Origin of the sequence: Mesorhizobium sp. M8A.F.Ca.ET.165.01.1.1 (genome assembly GCF_004792065.1) — a bacterium.
In the GTDB taxonomy this organism is placed as follows: Bacteria; Pseudomonadota; Alphaproteobacteria; order Rhizobiales; family Rhizobiaceae; genus Mesorhizobium.
In genome coordinates this window covers 41152-59990 of record NZ_SRTH01000011.1, presented here as the reverse complement: position 1 = coordinate 59990, position 18839 = coordinate 41152, and the positions used below count along the sequence as shown (strand labels likewise).

Below are 18839 nucleotides of genomic sequence, written 5' to 3'. Positions count from 1 at the left end.
CCGCGCTGCGTTCCTCGTTCATTCGCCACCTGCTGATTGCGCCGCCGACACAAAATCTTGCGGCCTGACATAGATCAGGGCGAGGGGGCGGCGGCTGCGCGATTAGTGCGCTGCGGATTTGGCATCCACCAGATTCGAGATCGGGATCTGCAATGAAATTCGGCACAGAGATCGTCCTTCTAAGCGTGTTCGCTTTTGCGGCCCTGGTGGCCGCCGGCTTCGGCGTGGATGAACCTTTCCGCCGACACATGTGGGTGTTGTTCTTCGCAGTGGCTGGTTTCACTGCGATCCTGTTGCGCAACACGGAGTTCAAGCCAGCAGCTCCGATTGACCCATCCGCTTACATGGATGGTCCGATCCGCTACGGCGCGATCGCCACCGTGTTCTGGGGTGTCGTCGGCATGCTGGTCGGCGTGGTGATCGCGCTGCAGCTCGCCTACCCCGATCTCAACATCCAGCCCTGGTTCAATTTCGGTCGTTTGCGGCCGTTGCACACATCCGGTGTCGTCTTCGCCTTCGGCGGCAACGCGCTGCTTTGCACGTCTCTGTATGTCGTGCAGCGCACCTGCCGCGCCCGCCTCTTCGGCCGTGATCTGGCCTGGTTCGTCTTCTGGGGCTACCAGCTGTTCATCGTCATGGCCGCGACCGGCTACCTGCTCGGCATCACCGAGGGCCGCGAGTACGCCGAACCCGAATGGTATGTGGATGTCTGGCTGACCATCGTCTGGGTCGCCTACCTCATTCTGTTCCTTGGCACGATCCTGAAGCGCAAGGAACCGCATATCTACGTGGCCAACTGGTTCTACCTGTCGTTCATCGTCACCATCGCGATGCTGCATGTGGTCAACAACCTGTCCATACCAGTCTCGTTCCTGGGCTCCAAGAGCTACTCCGCCTTTTCAGGGGTCCAGGACGCCTTGACGCAATGGTGGTACGGCCACAACGCGGTCGGCTTCTTTCTCACCGCCGGCTTCCTCGGCATGATGTATTATTTCGTGCCCAAGCAGGCGAACCGGCCAGTCTATTCGTACCGGCTGTCGATCGTCCATTTCTGGGCGATCATCTTTCTCTACATCTGGGCCGGGCCGCATCACCTGCACTACACCGCCTTGCCCGATTGGGCGCAGACGCTCGGCATGGTGTTCTCGATCATGCTGTGGATGCCGTCCTGGGGCGGCATGATCAACGGCCTGATGACGCTGTCCGGCGCCTGGGACAAGCTGCGCACCGATCCGATCATACGCATGATGGTGATGGCCGTCGCCTTCTATGGCATGTCGACCTTCGAAGGCCCCATCATGGCGATCCGGGCGGTCAATTCGCTGTCGCATTATACCGACTGGACGATCGGCCACGTCCATTCGGGCGCGCTCGGCTGGGTTGGCATGATCTCGTTCGGCGCAATCTACTACATGGTGCCGAAGCTCTGGAACCGGCAACGGCTCTACTCGTTGCGGCTGGTCACCTGGCATTTCTGGCTGGCGACACTTGGTATCGTTGTCTACGCCGCGGTGATGTGGGTATCCGGCGTCATGCAGGGCCTGATGTGGCGCGAATACGACGAGCAGGGCTTCCTGGTCTACTCCTTCGCCGAGACCGTCGCCGCCATGCACCCCTACTATGTCATGCGCGCCATCGGTGGGGCCATGTACCTCTCCGGCGCGCTGATCATGGCCTGGAACATCACCAGGACCATCCTCGGCCACCAGCGCGAGGAGGAGCCGATGCCGAGCCCCGTCGCCATCCGACCTGCGCGATCAGGAGCCAGGTAATGGGCTTGATGGACAAACACGCAATCATCGAGAAGAACGCCACGCTTCTTCTCGTTGGCTCGCTGCTCGTGGTGACGGTCGGCGGCATCGTCGAGATCGCGCCTCTCTTCTATCTCGACAATACGATCGAGAAGGTGGAAGGCATGCGCCCCTATTCGCCGCTCGAACTTGTCGGGCGCAACATCTATATGCGCGAGGGCTGCTACCTCTGTCATAGCCAGATGATCAGGCCGTTCCGCGACGAAGTTGAGCGCTATGGCCACTACAGCCTAGCTGCCGAGTCCATGTACGATCACCCCTTCCAGTGGGGATCGAAGCGCACCGGGCCGGATCTCGCCAGAGTTGGCGACCGCTACTCGAATGCATGGCATGTCGCGCATCTTACCGACCCGCGCTCGGTGGTGCCGGAATCGATCATGCCGAGCTATGGGTTCCTGAAAGACACGCCGATCGACGTGAAGGATTTCTCAACGCATCTGGTCGCCAACAGGCTTGTAGCCGTCCCTTACACCGATGACATGATCGTCCACGCCAATGCGGATCTGGCGGCGCAGGCCGATCCCAATGCCGACACATCAGGCCTTGAGGCGCGTTACCCAAAAGCCAAGATCGGCGACTTCGACGGCAACCCGCAACAGGTCACCGAAATGGATGCCCTGCTCGCCTACCTGCAGATGCTTGGCACACTGGTCGACTTCAAAAATTACGACGAAGCCGCCGGCTACCGCTGAGGAGAACGCTGATGACCTACAATTTGATGCGGGCGTTTGCCGACAGCTGGGGCCTGGTTGCGATGGCGCTGTTCTTCGTGGGGTGCATCGCCTTTGCCCTACGCCCCGGCAGCCGAAGGCTGGCCGACGAAGCGGCCCGCATTCCGCTCGAGGACGAGTGATCATGAGCGACGAGCATATCGATGAAATCTCTGGCGTCTCGACCACCGGCCACGAATGGGATGGCATCCGGGAGCTAAACAACCCGCTTCCCAGATGGTGGGTTATCACCTTTTACGTCACCATTGTCTGGGCGATAGGCTACACCATCGCCTATCCAGCATGGCCTCTGTTGCACTCGGCGACGAAGGGTGTGCTCGGCTATTCCAGCCGCAACGAGGTCAGGAACGAGCTGACTGCGGCTGAGGCCGCCAAGGGCAAATATATCTCGGCGGTGGAGTCCAAGAGCGTCTCGGAGATCTCCGCGGACGACGGCCTGCGCGAATTCGCAATCGCCGCCGGTGGCGCCGCTTTCAAGGTCAATTGCGTACAATGTCACGGCTCCGGCGCCCAAGGTTCCAAGGGCTTTCCCAATCTCAACGACGACGACTGGCTATGGGGCGGCAAGGCCGAGCAGATCCAGCAGACGATTACGCACGGCATCCGCTTCGCATCCGATCCGGACACGCGCCTGTCGGAAATGCCGGCCTTCGGCGACATCATTACCGCCGACCAGATCGCACAAGTCAGCGCCTACGTGGCCAGCCTTTCCGGCAAGGTCCGCGATGCAAGTCTGATCCAACCCGGCGCCAAGGTCTTTGCCGAGAACTGCGTCGCCTGTCACGGCGACAATGCAAAAGGCAACAGGGAATTCGGCGCCCCCGACCTGACCGATGCGATCTGGCTCTATGGATCCGGTGAGACAGCCATCGCCGCACAGGTCCGTGCGCCAAAACAGGGCGTCATGCCGGCCTGGGTTGGCCGTCTCGGCGAGATCAAGGTCAAGGAACTTGCAGTTTATGTCCATTCGCTTGGCGGCGGAGAATAGGAATGGAAGTCCTATTCTTCGGTCCCCCCTGCCAAGCGGACGAGGCCCGGCGTGAGCCGGGCCTCGACACCATCCCTAATGCGATCTGCACAACCCGGCAAGGCTATCCTACCGCGAGGCTTTACGACAGGTGCCCCTGACATTGGCTGGGAAAGTGGAGTTGCACATGCGTGATAAGACGCAGTTGACACGGCTCGAAACAGAAACTGTCAATTCCGCCAAAACCCGCAAGCCGCTTTATGCCGCGCGTCAAAAGATCTTTCCGAAGCGCGCCTCGGGCAACTTTCGTCGCTTCAAATGGCTGGTGATGACGATCACACTTGGCATCTACTACCTGGCTGCGTGGCTGCCTTGGGCTCGCGGTCCATTTGCCCCGGACCAGGCAGTCCTGCTCGATCTCGCGAACCGGCGCTTCTACTTCTTCTTCATCGAGATATGGCCCCAGGAATTCTTCTATGTGGCCGGCCTCCTGGTCATGGCGGGCGTCGGTCTTTTCCTGATCACCTCGACTGTCGGCCGTGCCTGGTGCGGCTATGCATGCCCTCAGACGGTGTGGGTCGATCTGTTCCTCGTCGTCGAACGTGCGATCGAGGGGGACCGCAACGCCCGCATGAAACTTGACGCAGGTCCCTGGACCGCGCGCAAGCTCATGCTGCGTGTGTCCAAGCACACCATCTGGCTGGTCATAGGGGCGGCGACTGGCGGCGCCTGGATCTTCTACTTTGCCGATGCACCGACGCTGCTCGGCGAGCTCTTCACCGGCACTGCGGCGCCCGTCGCCTACATCACTGTCGCCGTCCTGACGGCTACCACCTACACGTTCGGCGGTCTGATGCGCGAACAGGTCTGCACCTATATGTGCCCGTGGCCCCGCATCCAGGCGGCCATGCTCGATGAAAATTCCCTCACTGTCACCTACAATGACTGGCGCGGCGAACCGCGTTCGCGCCACGCCAAGAAGGTGCTGGCCGCAGGCCAGCCCGTGGGCGACTGCGTCGACTGCAATGCCTGTGTCGCGGTCTGCCCGATGGGGATAGACATTCGCGACGGCCAGCAGCTCGAATGCATCACTTGCGCGCTCTGCATCGACGCCTGTGACGGCGTCATGGACAAGCTCGGCAAGGAGCGTGGGCTGATCGCCTATGCGACGCTCTCCGACTACAACGCCAACATGATGCTGGCGACTGCAGGCGGGTCCAGCTCAGTCAATCCATCGCTGATCAGGACCGCTGATGGCCTGTTCTCCGACAAGGTGGCGCATTTTCACATCCGCAAGATCTTTCGGCCGCGCACCTACGTCTACATGGGCTTGTGGTCGCTGATCGGCCTCGGCCTGCTCTATTCGCTGCTGACGCGCGATCGGCTCGAACTGAACGTATTGCATGATCGCAATCCCCAGTTCGTCACGCTGACCGACGGATCCATCCGCAATGGCTATACCGTCAAGCTGCTCAACATGATCCCCGAGCCGAGGACGATCGTCGTAACCATGCAGGGCCTTGAAGGCGCTGACATGGTCGTCGTCGGCGACGACATCCCCGCAGGCCGTTCCTTCGCCATTCCGGTCGAACCCGACCGCCTGAAAATGCTGAGGGTCTTCGTTCGCCAGCCGGCGGACCAGATCCGCGCTCCGGCACAGACCTTCAAGTTCCGCGTCGAGGACAGAGCCAGCTTTGAGTCGAACGAGTACACCGCCACCTTCAACGCGCCGGAGCCCCTCAGATGACTGCCAATGTACAAAAGCCTCGTGAATTCACCGGCAGGCACATGCTGGTCATCATCCTGGCCTTTTTCGGCGTGGTCATCGCAGTCAATCTGACCATGGCAACGCTCGCCAGCACAAGCTGGACTGGCCTCGTCGTCGAAAACACCTATGTGGCGAGCCAGCAATTCAACAAGAAGGCCGAGGAAGGACGGGCGCAGGCAGCACTTGGCTGGACCGGCAAGCTGACCATCGCATGGGGCGAAGTTCGCTATGGCCTCGCCGACGTCGCCGGCAAGCCGGTTCCCTTGCACGGCGTCAAGGTGCTGTTTCGCCATCCCGCGTACGAGAAGGAGGACAAGTCGGTCACCCTCGCACCCGCCTCGGGCCAGGAATTCGCAGCCCAGCACATGCCGAAGGACGGCGTCTGGATTGTCGAAGTCGACGCCGACGCCGGTCTGGACAAACCGTATCGCGACGTCCGCCGGATCATGATTTCCAATGGAGCGCTGCAATGAGTTGTTGTGCACCGGGCGCCGAAATGGCGCTTGATCTGGTCAACACCGGATCGGTCCTGCCGTCCAGCCAGGAGATCAGGCTGGCGAGCCGATCGCTTGGCGATGATCTTCACCAGACCGATCTTTCAGTACCGACGGTTCATTGCGCAGGCTGCATCCAGACGATCGAGACGGCGCTGGGAAAGCTCGATCGCGTCGAGAGCGCCCGCGTCAACCTGTCGACGAAACGGGTCTCTGTCCGGTGGCGTGGTGACGAGGTCCCACCGTTCGTCGTCGCGCTTGGGCGGCTAGGCTACCAGGCGCATCTCTTCCCTTCCGAGGTCGGCGACAAGGACAGGACGTTATCGGATTTGATCCGCGCGGTCGCGGTTGCCGGCTTTGCGGCGGGCAACATCATGCTGCTTTCGGTCTCGGTCTGGTCCGGCGCCGAAGGTGCTACCCGCGACCTGTTTCACTGGGTCTCGGCGCTGATCGCCATTCCTGCCCTCGCCTTCGCCGGCGGCATCTTCTTCCGTTCGGCCTGGAATGCTTTGCGCCATGGCCGCATGAATATGGACGTGCCGATCGCGGTCGGTGTTTCGCTCGCCTACGCCATGAGCCTCTACGAGACGATCAACCATGGCGATCACGCCTATTTTGACGCGTCGGTATCGCTGCTGTTCTTCCTGTTGATCGGCCGCACGTTGGATCACGTGATGCGCGAACGTGCCCGGACCGCTGTGAAAGGCCTGTCCCAGTTGGCCGCACATGGCGCCATGGTGCTGCGCAGCGACGGCGCGCGCGACTATTTGCCGGTCGGCGAGATCGAACCAGGCATGCGGTTGTTGATCGCAGCCGGTGAGAGGATCCCCGTCGACGGCAAGATCATCCAGGGAACGTCGGATCTCGACTGCTCGCTGGCCTCAGGCGAAAGCACGCCGAAAAACGTGGCGCCGGGCGAAGCAGTTCAGGCCGGCGTGCTCAATCTTACCGGCCCGCTGACGATTGAGGCGACAGCCGCCGCGAAGGATTCGTTTCTGGCGGAAATGGTTCGTCTTATGGAAGCCGCAGAGGGCGGCCGCGCGCATTATCGCCGGATCGCCGATCGCGTTTCAGCGCTCTATGCCCCGGTGGTTCATCTCACAGCCTTCGCGACGTTCCTTGGCTGGATGGCGGTGACCGGCGACTGGCACCGGGCGATAACCATCGCCATTGCCGTTCTGATCATCACCTGCCCGTGCGCGCTCGGCCTCGCCGTACCGATCGTTCAGGTGGTCGCCGCGCGGCGCCTGTTTGAGAACGGCATCATGGTAAAGGACGGTTCTGCCATGGAGCGCCTGGCGACGATTGATACAGCGGTGTTCGACAAGACCGGAACGCTCACGCTCGGCCAGCCCCGGCTGGTCAATGCATCGTCGATCGATCCGGCCATGCTGGCAGTCGCGGGAGACATGGCTACGCATTCCCGCCATCCTTTTTCAAAGGCCATAGCCGGTTTTGCCCATCCCGGCGGGCAGTACAAATTTGATGCCGTCACCGAGCATCCAGGGTTTGGAATCGAAGCCACTGGAGCCGGAAGCACCTGGCGGCTAGGCCGACGCGGATGGGCTGGATGGAGAGCCCGGACCGGTGGTGAAGGCAAACATGGCGGAACCGTGCTGACAAAAGACGGGTTCATTGTCGCGACCTTCGATTTTGAGGACGCGCTGCGCGCAGACGCCAAGGCGGCGATCGGGCAATTGAGCCATGCCGGGGTGTCAGTGGAAATGCTGTCGGGCGATACTGCGGGTGCCTGCGGTGAAGTCGCAGAAATGCTGGGTGTCAAGGACTTCGTTCCGTGCCTGCTGCCATCCGGCAAGGTCGAGCGCATCGAGACCCTGGCGAAAGACGGACACAAGGTTCTGATGGTTGGCGACGGCCTCAACGACACGCCGGCGCTCAGCGCGGCGCATGTCTCGATCGCTCCAGCTACCGCCGCCGACATTGGCCGCAATGCCGCCGACTTCGTATTCCTGCGCGAAAGCCTTCTGGCAGTGCCTCTCGCGCTGGACGTCTCGCGCAAGGCGGGACACCTGATCCGCCAGAACATCGCGATTGCGATCGTCTACAATGCGGTGGCAGTACCAATCGCCATCCTCGGGCACGCCACGCCTTTGTTAGCGGCGATTGCCATGTCTGCCTCATCGGTGCTTGTTATTGGAAACGCATTGCGCTTGCACGGCTTCGGGGCGAATGCGACGCTGCAAGTTATTCAAAAAGTCGGACGCTCCGCAGTCAGCTATTCGGCATAATCCTCGTGACGACGTTGCTCTATCTCATACCAGTGGCCCTTTTTCTGGGTGCACTGGGTGTGTCCGGCTTCGTCTGGGCATTGCGAAGCGGTCAATACGAAGATCTCGACGGAGCCGCCGAGCGGATACTAATTGATCGGGACGACAAACCGGAACGCTGATTTCAATCCGCTGTGCATAAGATGCGCGGATCGCGCTCGTCAGTCGAGCCGGCTCGGTCGGGAACAAGCTGTCCATGCTCCATGCTCCATGCTCCATGACCATCTTGACCTAAGCTGCACACTACATTTGTGAAAAGCCTCTGTCGTGCGAAGGACTGCCTCCCATTGCACCCAGTATGAGGCGGCTGATGCCACGAGAGTACCTCGCGTGGCCGGACGAGAGCTTGGCCATGTGCGCACGGGTTCCAAAGTGGAACGTCACGGTCGATCACCTGACCGTGAACCGCCAGTGCCGATTGGTCATGTCTGGCTGATCCAGATCAGGGTCATACTCATCGGTGTGTTCTATTGACCAGTCTTCGACGGAGAAATGCATGACTTACGGAAAGATTGGTCGTCATTATCAGCACCTTCACGGTTCTGGGTTTTCTGTCGTGTGGTCGGCCATGCCTTGTGCTTACGGCGCAGCCATTAGCTGACCGGCGTCGTGTGTATCTCGCTTGCTGGCTGACCATCCGCGTGGCTGCGCGGACACGGGGGCCGATCAACAGCTTTCGCCTTTGATGGGTTGTGTGCGTCGAAAGTGGCCTTCTTTGGGCTGACTTCGTAGAAATGTTCCAGGGCTCGCATCCAGCGCCGAAGATCCTCGTGATGTCAACGTGCTGCGGAGCATCATCGGGGTTGGGACGTGCGTTTTCGAGATCGATCAACCGTCCGAAGTTGATCATTGGTTCGAGTGACGCGCGCTATTTCGACGACTATGTCGCCGCGTGGGCTTTGCTCTATCGGCGACTGAATTGCAAGGACATCGACATCGAAGCCATGCAGCAGGTTCTTGATGAGATATGCGCGGTCGTGGATAAAAGTTTCCGCTACCTTGGCTGGGATGACGAGAGAGAGCGCTACGTTCGATACCCTCGCAAGAGAGCCCGCTTCGACGTCGTGGAGCGTGAGTAGTATGCGCAAGGGTTCCAGGTGGAATGTGGCGATCGATGCGGCGCGGCCGTGGCTGACCAGCGTCGCGAGTGTCTCGCTTGCTGGCGGCGATCTGCGCGGCTGCGCGGCCAAAGGGCGGGATCGGTTAGCCGCATCCACCTCTGAGCGCTTTGAGTGCTTCGTTGCCGATCGATGCGAATCTCCCGGCCCAGCGCCTTTAGGCAATGCGGCGGCCACGGAGCTCATGTCACTCGGCTCAGTTCCACCGTTACACGAGGATAGGCGACCGGATGGCGGCACGCTGATGGGCTCTGACGATAATTTTGACATCGTTGTCGTTGGAGCCGGCCCGGTCGGCCTTTCGTTCGCTGCGTCGCTTGCCCAAAGCGAACTCAAGGTGGCAGTTGTTGAACAGAACACATTCGATAGTCTGGCGAATCCGGCTTTCGATGGTCGCGAAATCGCGCTGACCAACGCTTCGATCAGAACCCTTCGCGAGCTCGGCGCCTGGGATGTCATCCCGGCTTCGGACAAATCAGCACTTCAAGGCGCGCGCGTGCTCAACGGCTCGAGCGCATTCGCTCTTCGTTTCGATCCTCCCAGCAACTCTGGAGAACCGCTGGGGGTTTTGGTTCCAAATTGCCGGATCCGCGAGGCGCTGTTCAAAATCGTCCGCTTGCAGGATCGCGCCCGGCTGTTGTGCGGCCACTCGGTCGTCGATGCAACAAACAGCCAAGAAGGAGCAGTCGTAACGCTCTCTAATGGCGCGCGTTTAACTGCTCGGCTGGTTGTTGCCGCGGATTCGCGTTTGTCCGCCACGCGTGATCTGCTAGGCATCGGCGCCGATATCAACCGGCTTGGCCACTCGATGCTGATTTGCCGAGTGAGGCACGAGCGCGCCCACCACCAGATCGCCATCGAATGGTTCGATCACCATCAGACGATAGCGATGTTGCCCCTCGCGGAGGGCATGTCGTCGCTGCTGCTCACATTGCGCTCAAACGAGGCCTATAGACTGCTTGCCTTCGATGATGATTTGTTCCTGTCGGAGTTGACGAAACGGTGTCGAGGGCGCCTTGGAAAAATGACCTTGGCAAGCAAGCGCCACACCTATCCGCTGGTCACGACCTGGGCGCACAAATTCCGGGCGCCGAGCGCCGCACTCATCGGCGACGCTGCCATCGGCATGCACCCGGTGACCGCTCACGGATTCAACATCGGTCTCAGCAGCCAGAAGCAACTCGCCCGTGGAATCATGACTGCGTGCCGCGACGGCCGCAATGTTGGCGACCCCGACATGCTGCATATATACGAAAGGCGGCTGCGCCTGTCGGCGGCGCCGCTCTACCATGCAACGAACATATTGATTGGACTCTACTCCAGAGACCACCTGGCGGCACGGCTTGCAAGGCATCTGGGGCTTCGCTTTGCCCAACATGTTCCCCTTGTCCGGCATGGGATATCGGCGGAGCTCCAGCGGTGATACTGCACCAGCAGTCGCATTTTTGCGCGTGCTGGGCGAGCGATGGGAGAGAGTGCATGATGCACCGGAGTAATCCTGCTCCCCGACGCTGATCTCCGATTGAAGAATTAACCCGTCCTTCAGGGGGGCTGCATAGGCTGCGGACAAGCAGGAGTAAGCAAGCTGACCCGTCCAGCCTTGGAAAAGAAGATCCGCTGGAGGCGAGAATCCTTCAGGACCAGCTCGCTGATCTGAGGGCAGGCCTTTTCGTCTCAATGCCGATAAGCATTGTGCTGTCCGGGCTGATTTTGACCGTGCAGGCCCTTTCCGGGAACGGTCTTGCTGGCGCGGCCTGGTTTTCGGTCGTTAATGCGATAAATGCCGCCCGCCTTGCACTCGCCCGTCATCAGCTGAAGGAACCCGGAGTCCAGGATGATCTGACACGGGTTTGGCTGCGGCTTCGCTGGTTTGGCAGGCTTGCTCTTCTGGCGGGATTCACCTGGTCATTCCTTGCCATCCTAACGGCTGGATACACGACGTCTCAAGCATCGCTGCATCTAATAATTCTGGCGGGCATTTCAGCTGGCGCGGTCACGTACGGCAGCTCATATGCTGCGGCAGCGATATGCTTCATCACACCGCCACTCCTCATTGCCGCCGCATGTTTGCTGACGAAGGGAGCCCCGGAAAACTACATTCTGGCTTTTGCCGTCCTGCTTTTCGAGGGCGGCCTGGTTCGATCCTCGTTCGTTGGACAAGCGCGCTTCCGTGACGCGAGCCGCCTGAGACATCAAGCCGAGCGGCTTGCCGCGGAAATGGAGCGCAATTCCAGGGAGGACCATCTTACCGCGCTCCTCAACAGGCGGGGCCTCGAACATGCAATCGATCAGTTTGAGAACACCGATGGACCCTTTGTGGCCATGCTGATTGATCTGGACGGGTTCAAATCTGTCAACGGTACCTACGGTCACAGAACGGGTGACGAGCTGCTTGCCAGGATCGCCCGCCGAATAGAGGAAGAAGCACCGGAGGGCTCAACGCTCGCCCGCATCGGTGGGGATGAATTCGTGCTGGTTTTTTCTTCGCGAAAGAATTCTCCTTCTCCCACCAATCTCGCGTCCAATCTCATAGCCAAGCTTGCTCGCCCCTATCCTGGGATCGCATCCGTCCGCATTGGAGCGTCTATAGGAATCTACTTGGCTGAAAACCCCGGACTGACGGAAATGTTGTTGCGGGCCGACATCGCCCTTTACACAGCTAAGCGCCGCGGCAGGAATGAATTTTGTCTGTTCGGTGCCGAGCTAGCCCGGGAACTGCAACGCCGCCAGTCAATCGAACGCGATCTTCATTCGGCGATAACGATGAGAAGCTTGGTCGCTTGGTTTCAGCCAATCGTAAGACTCGAAACTGAAGCGTCGTCGGTTTTGAAGCCTTGCTAAGATGGTCTCACCCGCTTCACGGTCCCATTTCTCCGCCCGAGATCATGACAGCGGCACGCGAAACTGGAATGCTTCAGCTGCTAACTCAAACGGTATTCGCCGACTGTTGCGCTCTTATCGAGGGCTTGGTCAAAGCTGACCGTCGTGATGTTCGTGTGGCGATGAATGTTTCACCGCGCGAGTTGGAAGCTGGCGATATTGACGAGATGATTCTTAATGGTCTGGCGGCAAAAGACCTCCCTGCAACGATGTTCGACATCGAGATTACCGAAGAAGCCCCAGTGGATCCGGACAGAGTGGATGAAAAGCTCGGCCAGCTTTCACATGCTGGCATTTCTATCGCGCTCGAGGACTTCGGCACCGGTTTTTCGACGTTGGCATCGCTCAAGGACAGTCGGATCAGGAAAGTGAAAATAGATCAGGGCTTCATTCGCGGCTTAGCCAAGTCCCGGGAGAATCGGCTGCTTGTCAAAGCGGTGATTGACCTTGGTAGGACGCTCGGGATCGAGGTCATGGCCGAGGGCGTTGAAACAGAGGCAGATCGGCAAACTCTGTACAAGCTTGGCTGCAGAACCGCGCAGGGCTTCCTGTTCTCTAAGGCAGTGCCTCTCCATTTGGCACTTGATTCGGTAGTAAAAGAGCACGCGAAGGAGTTGTGACCGGCCTCTCCGTCCGTGCTGCTCGCGGAACTTTCATGTGGGGTGGACCTGACGCGCGAAAGCCGTTTCGGACGGTAGAGTTATTACGGGGGCGAAACTGAGCACGTGGTTTGGATAGCAGCAATCCGGTCCACCGGCGCACATGCAGCGGCTTCATACAAGCGTTCAAGTTGCGAGATGAGCTTGAGTGAACGACGTCGGAGAATTGCGTCCCTTGGACGCTGGTTTCGCGGTTCCCGTAGGATTCGATTACGGGAAGCGTTCTTGGCTGCTTCTCGGCTCAGCGCTCATCTGGATGAACAACGTACCCGCGGTCAAGGTTTTCGCGACCTCAACCCAGTCACCATCCCGCAACAGCAGCGGTCGGGTCCTGATCAAGCGCTCAGCCTCAGCACAGGTGCTGGAGCAACGGTAGAGCGCGGAAAACGTGTATCGGAATGCGCTGGCTCACCATAGGAAGCTGCCACGGCATGTCGAATGTCCCCAGGGGGCGGGACCGTTCCCTTGCATTTGTCTCGATGACGGGCTCTCAAAGCTAAAGCCAAGAGAGCTTTATAAAAATCGCACCCGATCGGCTGCGCAACGACGACCAGCTGAGGCCCGATCGGGTGCTAAGGTCGTGCCAAAAAAGGCGCGTCACTGTCGCATTTCTAGCCGGCTTGCGATCGGACGTCATCTCTTGGCGATCGTTGCCCCTTCTCTCAAATGCGCTTAGCGGCGCCGACGGCGAATAGCGCAAGCTTTTCCACCCGTTTCTACTCCACTACCGAGACTCGTCACCAACCTCCTTTTATTCGCTTCCATATGGCCCATCCTGTCTCCAATCGAGGAGGAGCGCGAACATGGGCCAAGCCGTAGAACGTCTCAGTCTCGGGAATTCTTCTGCTCGCCAAACTGCCGTTGTCACCGGCACCATATTTGGCAGGGTGACAGTGAACGACAAGATATCAGGCGTTCTTGTCTGGGCTGAACTATGCTTGCAAGCCATAACCCAAAAATCGCCGATCCCTTTGAATTCGAGCCGGATGAATGGGTGTTTCAAAATTTTTGGCGGTTTTAGGCAGAACCCTCCGATGGCCCGCGTACCGGTCAAGCTTCGTGAGCACTTTAGGTTCGTCGATCAGGCATAGGTTTGTATCCCATGCCACATGCTGGCCGTTTGCCTAGTTCGGAAGCCCTCGAGAGGCGTTGCTCGTCTTGGTATGGCGTCGCCCCTTTTTCCGATCCATCGGCCACGGAGCTAGAATGCTGTCTAGCTGTTGCCGCCTACTTGGTCATCCGGCATGGAGATGCCTATATACCGACCTTCGAAAGGCTGGAATACGAGGTCGAACAAATGCGGCGGAAGCTCGGAAATCGCGAGCGAGCGCAGCGCGTGCTGGCCACGCTCAACCTAAATGGCTCGGACAGCTGGAGCCGTGAGGTTGGTTCTCAAGGCCTGGATGGCGCCGCAATCACATTCGCCCGGGCGGGGTAAAAGCGATTTTTTGAAGCCACTCGCGCTTTTGCGCTAACGAAGGTCCCGCGCCGTATTTGGGCCGGATCCATTTGTGGCCCATCAGAGAAGCAATTACCTTCTCCGGCGCCTCAACTGCCGTCAGCCGGTCCTCGAAAGTGTGTCGCAGGCTATAAAGACTATGCTCGGAAGTCGGCAGAAGTTCCTTGCTGGCGAGCACCTTGTTGACGAGCGCTGAAAGTGACGCGGCCTTGTCGCGATAACGAGGAAAGCCGTCCGGATGGAGCTTGATGGCTGCAAGTGCGCCGCCAACCAAGGGAATGTCACGGGCTGAATGACCGGTCTTCAAGCGACGGCCATTGGGGCGCACCCGCACATGCGGGATTTCTTGATCGAGGTGGATTGTTTCGGTGGTGAGGTTTGCCGCTTCAGAAAGCCTGAGTCCGGTATCGGCAATCACATAGATTAGATGGCGGGCTTCGTCATTGAGTCCGTCGAGCGCGCCTTCAGCGAGTATCTTCTCCTGAATGAACTCCGCTGTGAACGCAGCGCGTTGCCCGGGGACGGCGCCGGAAAGACGCAGGTTTCGAAAAACCGGCTCCAGCTTGAGCTGGTGAGTCAGATCGACGACGCGCAGCATTTTCGAAACATGGCCGATGTCCTTGTTGGCCGTACCGATATCAAGTCCATCCTCAACGATCCGCTTTTGCCACCACTCGCGGAACGCGATTGCGTCGTCCCGAGTGAGGCTTGCGATCTCCTTGTCGCCAATGACTCCAACCAGATTGGCAACTGCGCGCTTTTTGGGGTTACGCCATTTCTTGATTTGGTTAGGCGACATGGTCAGCAAGTTCTGTTGCTCGATCGTCTCGAATTCCTTGATAAGACCGCTCAGGCGGACCGCTGGCCGCTTCTCCCCACCCATGACGGCCGAGACGTCCTGCGCGTCCTCGATCGATTTTTTGTCGAGGAGCAGCTTGATACGGGCCATGAGTTCGTCGAGCGGCCCCGCTGCTAGTTCCTCGTTAGAGCGATAGGCCAATCCAAATGACCGCGCGCGCTTCCTCGCGGCTTCGAAACGCAGCCCCGCCTCGGCGGATTGGCCTTCCCGCAGTCTACGCCAATACGCCTCCAGCCCCGCGCCGAGGCTTTGCACTGCATCTCGCGCCCGTACACCGCGGGGATCGTCAGCCACGGCGACGCCCGTGGAAATGCGTACTAGGCAGCGGCGATCAAACGCCGCGAATTCCTTCGGCACCCTGCGGACGAGATACCAGATGCCTTCACGTTTATGCGGCTTTGGCGCTGCGGAACGTCGCATTATCTTTCTCTAATGTTACACAGTTTGTTACACAGTCTAAGATAAGTTTCGCTTCGCGCTGGTCAAGCGCAACAAGGAAGCTTTTGAAAGGAAACGATTATTATGGAAGCTAAATGGCGGAGAGGGAGGGATTCGAACCCCCGATGGGCTTGCACCCATGCCGCATTTCGAGTGCGGTGCATTCGACCACTCTGCCACCTCTCCGCGGTCATGGTCCGCCGTTGCCGGCGCGGCGCACTAGATAACGGCTGATCGGGCAGGTTACAAGGCCAAATCCGCCGGAAATTCAGCTTGCCGTCCCGGACCTTGCCTGGACCGATGCCGCCCGTCCCCGGCAGGCAATGTCGGCTGGTCCGCCAGGGCGAGGAATCGGGCTGTTTGCCTTGACTCCCACGCAACCTTCGGTTAGGGACAGCGCGCAATCGGCGTGGAGGGTTCTTCCGCGCCGCTTGTTTTTTGAACCCGCAGACTGACAAAAAGACGGACGAACCGCCAGAGGCGGTTCATCAAGGCCGACCGAACAGCGAAAGGCAAAAAATGTTCGCAGTCATTAAAACGGGCGGTAAGCAGTATCGCGTTGCCGCCAACGATCTCCTGAAGATCGAAAAAGTCGAAGCCAATGTCGGCGACATCGTCGAGATCGGCCACGTGCTCGCGCATGGCGAGGGCGAGAATGTCACGTTCGGCGCGCCGTTCGTCGATGGCGCTCTGGTCACCGCCGAAGTCGTCGAGCAGGGCAAGAACCGCACGGTCATCGCTTTCAAGAAGCGCCGCCGCCAGAATTCGCGCCGCAAGATCGGCCATCGCCAGCTTTTGACCACCGTGCGGATCTCCGAGATCCTGCTGGGTGGCGCCAAGCCCGCCAAGAAGGCCCCCGTCAAGGCGGAAGCCAAGGCTGAGGTTGCTGCCGAGGCCGCGCCGAAGGAAGCCAAGGCCAAGAAGGACGCCCCCAAGGAAGAGGCGAAGGCCGAGGCCGTCGCCGCGCCGCTGTTCAAGGCGCCGAAGGGCGAGCCGGACGACCTGACCGTGATCAAGGGCATCGGCCCGGTCGCCGCCAAGGATCTCGCCGAGCAGGGCATCATCACCTTCGCGCAGCTCGCCAAGCTCAGCGACAAGGATGTCGCCAAGATCGACGAGCACATGCCGTTCAGCGCCGACCAGATCAAGGACTGGCGCGAACAGGCCAAGGAACTGGCGAAGAAGTAATTTTTCCGGCGAAACATCAGCCGGATCGGACTTGAAACGGAACGCGAACGCGTTCATAAGGCCTTTTAGGCGCCTTGCGGCGCAACGGAGTTAGTTAGATGGCACACAAGAAAGCTGGCGGCTCGTCGCGCAACGGTCGCGACTCGCATTCCAAGCGTCTGGGCGTGAAGAAGTTCGGCGGCGAAGCCGTCATCCCGGGCAACATCATCATTCGTCAACGCGGCACGACCTGGCATCCCGGCGTCAATGTCGGCATGGGCACGGACCATACGCTTTTCGCGCTCGAAACAGGCGCCGTGACGTTCAACAAAAAAGCCAACGGCCGAACCTACGTATCGGTCAACCCGATTGCCAAAGCCGCGGAGTAGCCGGTTCCGCACTAGAACACCGGCGCCCATCTCGGGAACCGGTGTCTGGCAAAGCCAGGAAAAGGATCAGGGGAGATGGGTTTCCATCTCCCCTTTTTCTTTTGCCTGGAGGACGTTGAAATGGTTGCCGAAGCGGAAGACTCAGAAGACGAAAGTTACGCGATAGATTGTCCGGTGCTGGTTACGGAGCGGCTGGTCATGCGCGCTCCCGAGGAGCGGGATATCGCCCAACTGGTCGAGCTTGCCGACAACCGTCACGTCGCCGAAATGCTGGCCCGCATGCCGCACCCCTATGGCGAAGCCGAGGGGCGTGCCTTCCTCGCCATGACCAAGGCGCGCCGCGCCGGCATCGCCTATGCGCTGACGCTGGCCGGCACCGACACTTTCGTCGGCTGCGCGGGCTTGAACACCACCGATCGCGGACTGGAGCTCGGCTACTGGATCGGCGAGCCCCACTGGAAGCGCGGCTATGCGACCGAAGCAGCGCACGCGCTGGTCGATCTCGCCTTCCAGAAGACGTCGATCCAGGTGCTGCATGCCTCGACGCGGGTCATCAACCCGGCCTCGCGCCGGGTGATCCACAAGTGCGGCTTCCAGTATGCCGGCCAGGGCATGCTGAACTCGATCGTCGCCGGCCAGGTGCCAGTGGAGCGATACAGGCTGGACCGGAAGACGTGGACCAGCCTGCGCAATTGGATCCATTTCTAGGCGCGTCGATATTCAGGTCAGGCCGGCCTGCGAATGGCGGCTTCCTGCGCTTCCGGTGCTCGCGTGCTTCAGTACGCTCCGCTCCGGTTCTCGGAAGCCATCATCTTCGGCTCGGCCTGACCTGAATCTCGGTGCGTGGTGCGGAACACGACAAAATCAACTGCGGACCAGACTTGATCAACTGCGGACCAGACTTGGCCTCAGCCCAGTTCGACCCAGACCGGCCGGTGGTCGGATCCGACGGCTTGCCGGTCGACCCACAGGCGCTTCAGCGAGCGGGCAAGCGACGCGCTGGTGAAGACATAGTCGATGCGCTTGTGGCGGCTGGCGTTGGTGGGGTCCTTGGGATCGACCCAGGAGACGAGATCCTCGCCGGCGACATCGAGGCGCACGGCGGCATCGACGGCGAAGTCGGCGGTCAACGGCATGCCGAATTCATGGTCCGGCTGGCCGGCAAGTTCGACATATTCCGGCGAGCCGGCCAGCATGTTGAAATCGCCCATGCCGACAAAGGCTTCCGGATGGGGCAGTTCCGGCAGGCCGATCTCGGCGACGCCGGACAATGCGCCGCCTTCGAGCGCATAATTCAACAGGCGCTGGCGCAGGAACTGAATCTGGCTGGCGCGCTCGACCGGGCTGCGGTGATCGAGATGGATGGAATAGAAGCGGATGAAACCAAGCGGCGTCTCGATCAGCGCTTCGAGTGCGCCGCGCTGGAAGTTCATCATCTCGAAGCTGCGGCTGCGCGGCAAGAGCAGATTGCGCGACAGATGAATGGGCGTCCTCGACAGGACCATGTTGCCGAGCTGGAAGGTGGTGGTGATGGCGCGGCCGTTCTCGATGCGCGAGCCGATATTGGCCTCGAAATTGCTGCCATAGACGGCGAAATAATCGGGCAGCGCCTCGCCGATCTCGGCGACCATGTCGCGGCCGCCGTTCCTGGGATTGTTGCGGGTGACCTCCTGCAGCGCGATCACGTCGGCGCCGCGCACGGCATCGGCGATGCGCCCGACATCGTAGCGCCCATCGAGACCGATGCCGTACTGGATGTTGTAGGTTACAAGCTTCATTCCGACATCTCCGGCCGACCCCACACGGCCATT

At 60.0% G+C, this 18839-nt stretch carries 17 protein-coding genes and 1 tRNA gene; 15 read left to right on the top strand and 3 right to left on the bottom strand.

Features of this window, described 5'->3' with window-relative positions; translation table 11 throughout:
- The first annotated feature begins 152 nt into the window (after positions 1-152).
- From ccoN to EN808_RS37125, 12 genes are all read left to right on the top strand, one after another.
- Entirely contained in the window at positions 153-1772 is a 1620-nt protein-coding gene (ccoN, locus tag EN808_RS24885; protein ID WP_126057788.1) for a cytochrome-c oxidase, cbb3-type subunit I, read from the top strand.
- Positions 1772-2503, top strand: coding sequence for a cytochrome-c oxidase, cbb3-type subunit II (gene ccoO, locus EN808_RS24880; RefSeq protein WP_126057789.1), 732 nt, complete (start codon positions 1772-1774; stop codon positions 2501-2503). The genes ccoN and ccoO overlap by 1 nt, the downstream gene beginning before the upstream one ends.
- An 11-nt stretch (positions 2504-2514) precedes the next feature.
- Positions 2515-2664, top strand: a complete 150-nt coding sequence (locus EN808_RS24875) for a cbb3-type cytochrome c oxidase subunit 3 (protein WP_024502864.1) — start codon at positions 2515-2517, stop codon at positions 2662-2664.
- A gap of 2 nt (positions 2665-2666) precedes the next feature.
- Positions 2667-3530 carry a cytochrome-c oxidase, cbb3-type subunit III gene (gene ccoP / locus EN808_RS24870; protein WP_126057790.1) on the top strand — a complete coding sequence of 288 codons (864 nt, stop codon included), beginning with the start codon at positions 2667-2669 and terminating at the stop codon, positions 3528-3530.
- Between the two features lie 166 nt (positions 3531-3696).
- Positions 3697-5256 (top strand): cytochrome c oxidase accessory protein CcoG, encoded by a 1560-nt coding sequence (gene ccoG, locus EN808_RS24865; protein ID WP_126057791.1) that lies wholly within the window; start codon positions 3697-3699, stop codon positions 5254-5256.
- Entirely contained in the window at positions 5253-5750 is a 498-nt protein-coding gene (locus EN808_RS24860) for a FixH family protein (protein ID WP_126057792.1), read from the top strand. The genes ccoG and EN808_RS24860 overlap by 4 nt, the downstream gene beginning before the upstream one ends.
- Positions 5747-8020, top strand: coding sequence for a cation-translocating P-type ATPase (locus tag EN808_RS24855; RefSeq protein WP_126059322.1), 2274 nt, complete (start codon positions 5747-5749; stop codon positions 8018-8020). Before EN808_RS24860 ends, EN808_RS24855 begins: the two co-directional genes overlap by 4 nt.
- 5 nt (positions 8021-8025) lie before the next feature.
- The gene (ccoS, locus tag EN808_RS24850; protein ID WP_081714250.1) at positions 8026-8181 is read left to right on the top strand and encodes a cbb3-type cytochrome oxidase assembly protein CcoS; all 156 of its coding nucleotides are present in this window, start codon (positions 8026-8028) and stop codon (positions 8179-8181) included.
- A gap of 681 nt (positions 8182-8862) precedes the next feature.
- On the top strand, positions 8863-9138 hold the full coding sequence (locus EN808_RS24845; protein ID WP_126063931.1) for a hypothetical protein: 276 nt from the start codon (positions 8863-8865) through the stop codon (positions 9136-9138).
- A gap of 280 nt (positions 9139-9418) precedes the next feature.
- The gene (gene ubiM, locus EN808_RS24840) at positions 9419-10600 is read left to right on the top strand and encodes a 5-demethoxyubiquinol-8 5-hydroxylase UbiM (protein ID WP_185928959.1); all 1182 of its coding nucleotides are present in this window, start codon (positions 9419-9421) and stop codon (positions 10598-10600) included.
- Positions 10601-10854: 254 nt separating this feature from the next.
- On the top strand, positions 10855-12018 hold the full coding sequence (locus EN808_RS37130; RefSeq protein ID WP_245455339.1) for a GGDEF domain-containing protein: 1164 nt from the start codon (positions 10855-10857) through the stop codon (positions 12016-12018).
- Complete coding sequence (locus EN808_RS37125) at positions 12012-12677, top strand: EAL domain-containing protein (protein ID WP_245454739.1); 666 nt, start codon at positions 12012-12014, stop codon at positions 12675-12677. The genes EN808_RS37130 and EN808_RS37125 overlap by 7 nt, the downstream gene beginning before the upstream one ends.
- Positions 12678-14131: 1454 nt before the next feature.
- On the opposite strand, the gene EN808_RS24830 is transcribed toward EN808_RS37125, so the two are convergent.
- Positions 14132-15454, bottom strand: coding sequence for an integrase (locus EN808_RS24830; protein WP_126057794.1), 1323 nt, complete (start codon positions 15452-15454; stop codon positions 14132-14134).
- Between the two features lie 114 nt (positions 15455-15568).
- Positions 15569-15658, bottom strand: a tRNA-Ser gene (locus tag EN808_RS24825).
- A gap of 333 nt (positions 15659-15991) precedes the next feature.
- Between EN808_RS24825 and EN808_RS24820 the strand changes: the two genes are divergently transcribed.
- From EN808_RS24820 to EN808_RS24810, 3 genes are all read left to right on the top strand, one after another.
- On the top strand, positions 15992-16660 hold the full coding sequence (locus EN808_RS24820) for a 50S ribosomal protein L21 (RefSeq protein WP_135863263.1): 669 nt from the start codon (positions 15992-15994) through the stop codon (positions 16658-16660).
- A 98-nt stretch (positions 16661-16758) separates the two neighbouring features.
- Entirely contained in the window at positions 16759-17028 is a 270-nt protein-coding gene (gene rpmA / locus EN808_RS24815; RefSeq protein ID WP_013529063.1) for a 50S ribosomal protein L27, read from the top strand.
- Positions 17029-17148: 120 nt separating this feature from the next.
- Complete coding sequence (locus tag EN808_RS24810; protein WP_167531417.1) at positions 17149-17736, top strand: GNAT family protein; 588 nt, start codon at positions 17149-17151, stop codon at positions 17734-17736.
- Between the two features lie 200 nt (positions 17737-17936).
- Here the strand turns inward: EN808_RS24810 and EN808_RS24805 are convergent, their stop codons facing one another.
- Entirely contained in the window at positions 17937-18806 is an 870-nt protein-coding gene (locus EN808_RS24805; protein ID WP_127872162.1) for an endonuclease/exonuclease/phosphatase family protein, read from the bottom strand.
- Between the last annotated feature and the right edge of the window lie 33 nt (positions 18807-18839).

Excerpts from the sequence above, each read along its gene's own strand:
- ccoP (WP_126057790.1), top strand. The coding sequence starts at position 2,667 with ATGAGCGACGAGCATATCGATGAAATCTCTGGCGTCTCGACCACCGGC.
- ccoO (WP_126057789.1), top strand. The coding sequence starts at position 1,772 with ATGGGCTTGATGGACAAACACGCAATCATCGAGAAGAACGCCACGCTT.
- EN808_RS24805 (WP_127872162.1), bottom strand. The coding sequence starts at position 18,806 with ATGAAGCTTGTAACCTACAACATCCAGTACGGCATCGGTCTCGATGGG.
- EN808_RS24875 (WP_024502864.1), top strand. The coding sequence starts at position 2,515 with ATGACCTACAATTTGATGCGGGCGTTTGCCGACAGCTGGGGCCTGGTT.
- EN808_RS24810 (WP_167531417.1), top strand. The coding sequence starts at position 17,149 with ATGGTTGCCGAAGCGGAAGACTCAGAAGACGAAAGTTACGCGATAGAT.
- ccoG (WP_126057791.1), top strand. The coding sequence starts at position 3,697 with ATGCGTGATAAGACGCAGTTGACACGGCTCGAAACAGAAACTGTCAAT.
- rpmA (WP_013529063.1), top strand. The coding sequence starts at position 16,759 with ATGGCACACAAGAAAGCTGGCGGCTCGTCGCGCAACGGTCGCGACTCG.
- EN808_RS24820 (WP_135863263.1), top strand. The coding sequence starts at position 15,992 with ATGTTCGCAGTCATTAAAACGGGCGGTAAGCAGTATCGCGTTGCCGCC.
- ccoN (WP_126057788.1), top strand. The coding sequence starts at position 153 with ATGAAATTCGGCACAGAGATCGTCCTTCTAAGCGTGTTCGCTTTTGCG.
- EN808_RS24855 (WP_126059322.1), top strand. The coding sequence starts at position 5,747 with ATGAGTTGTTGTGCACCGGGCGCCGAAATGGCGCTTGATCTGGTCAAC.
- EN808_RS37130 (WP_245455339.1), top strand. The coding sequence starts at position 10,855 with ATGCCGATAAGCATTGTGCTGTCCGGGCTGATTTTGACCGTGCAGGCC.
- EN808_RS24860 (WP_126057792.1), top strand. The coding sequence starts at position 5,253 with ATGACTGCCAATGTACAAAAGCCTCGTGAATTCACCGGCAGGCACATG.
- EN808_RS24830 (WP_126057794.1), bottom strand. The coding sequence starts at position 15,454 with ATGCGACGTTCCGCAGCGCCAAAGCCGCATAAACGTGAAGGCATCTGG.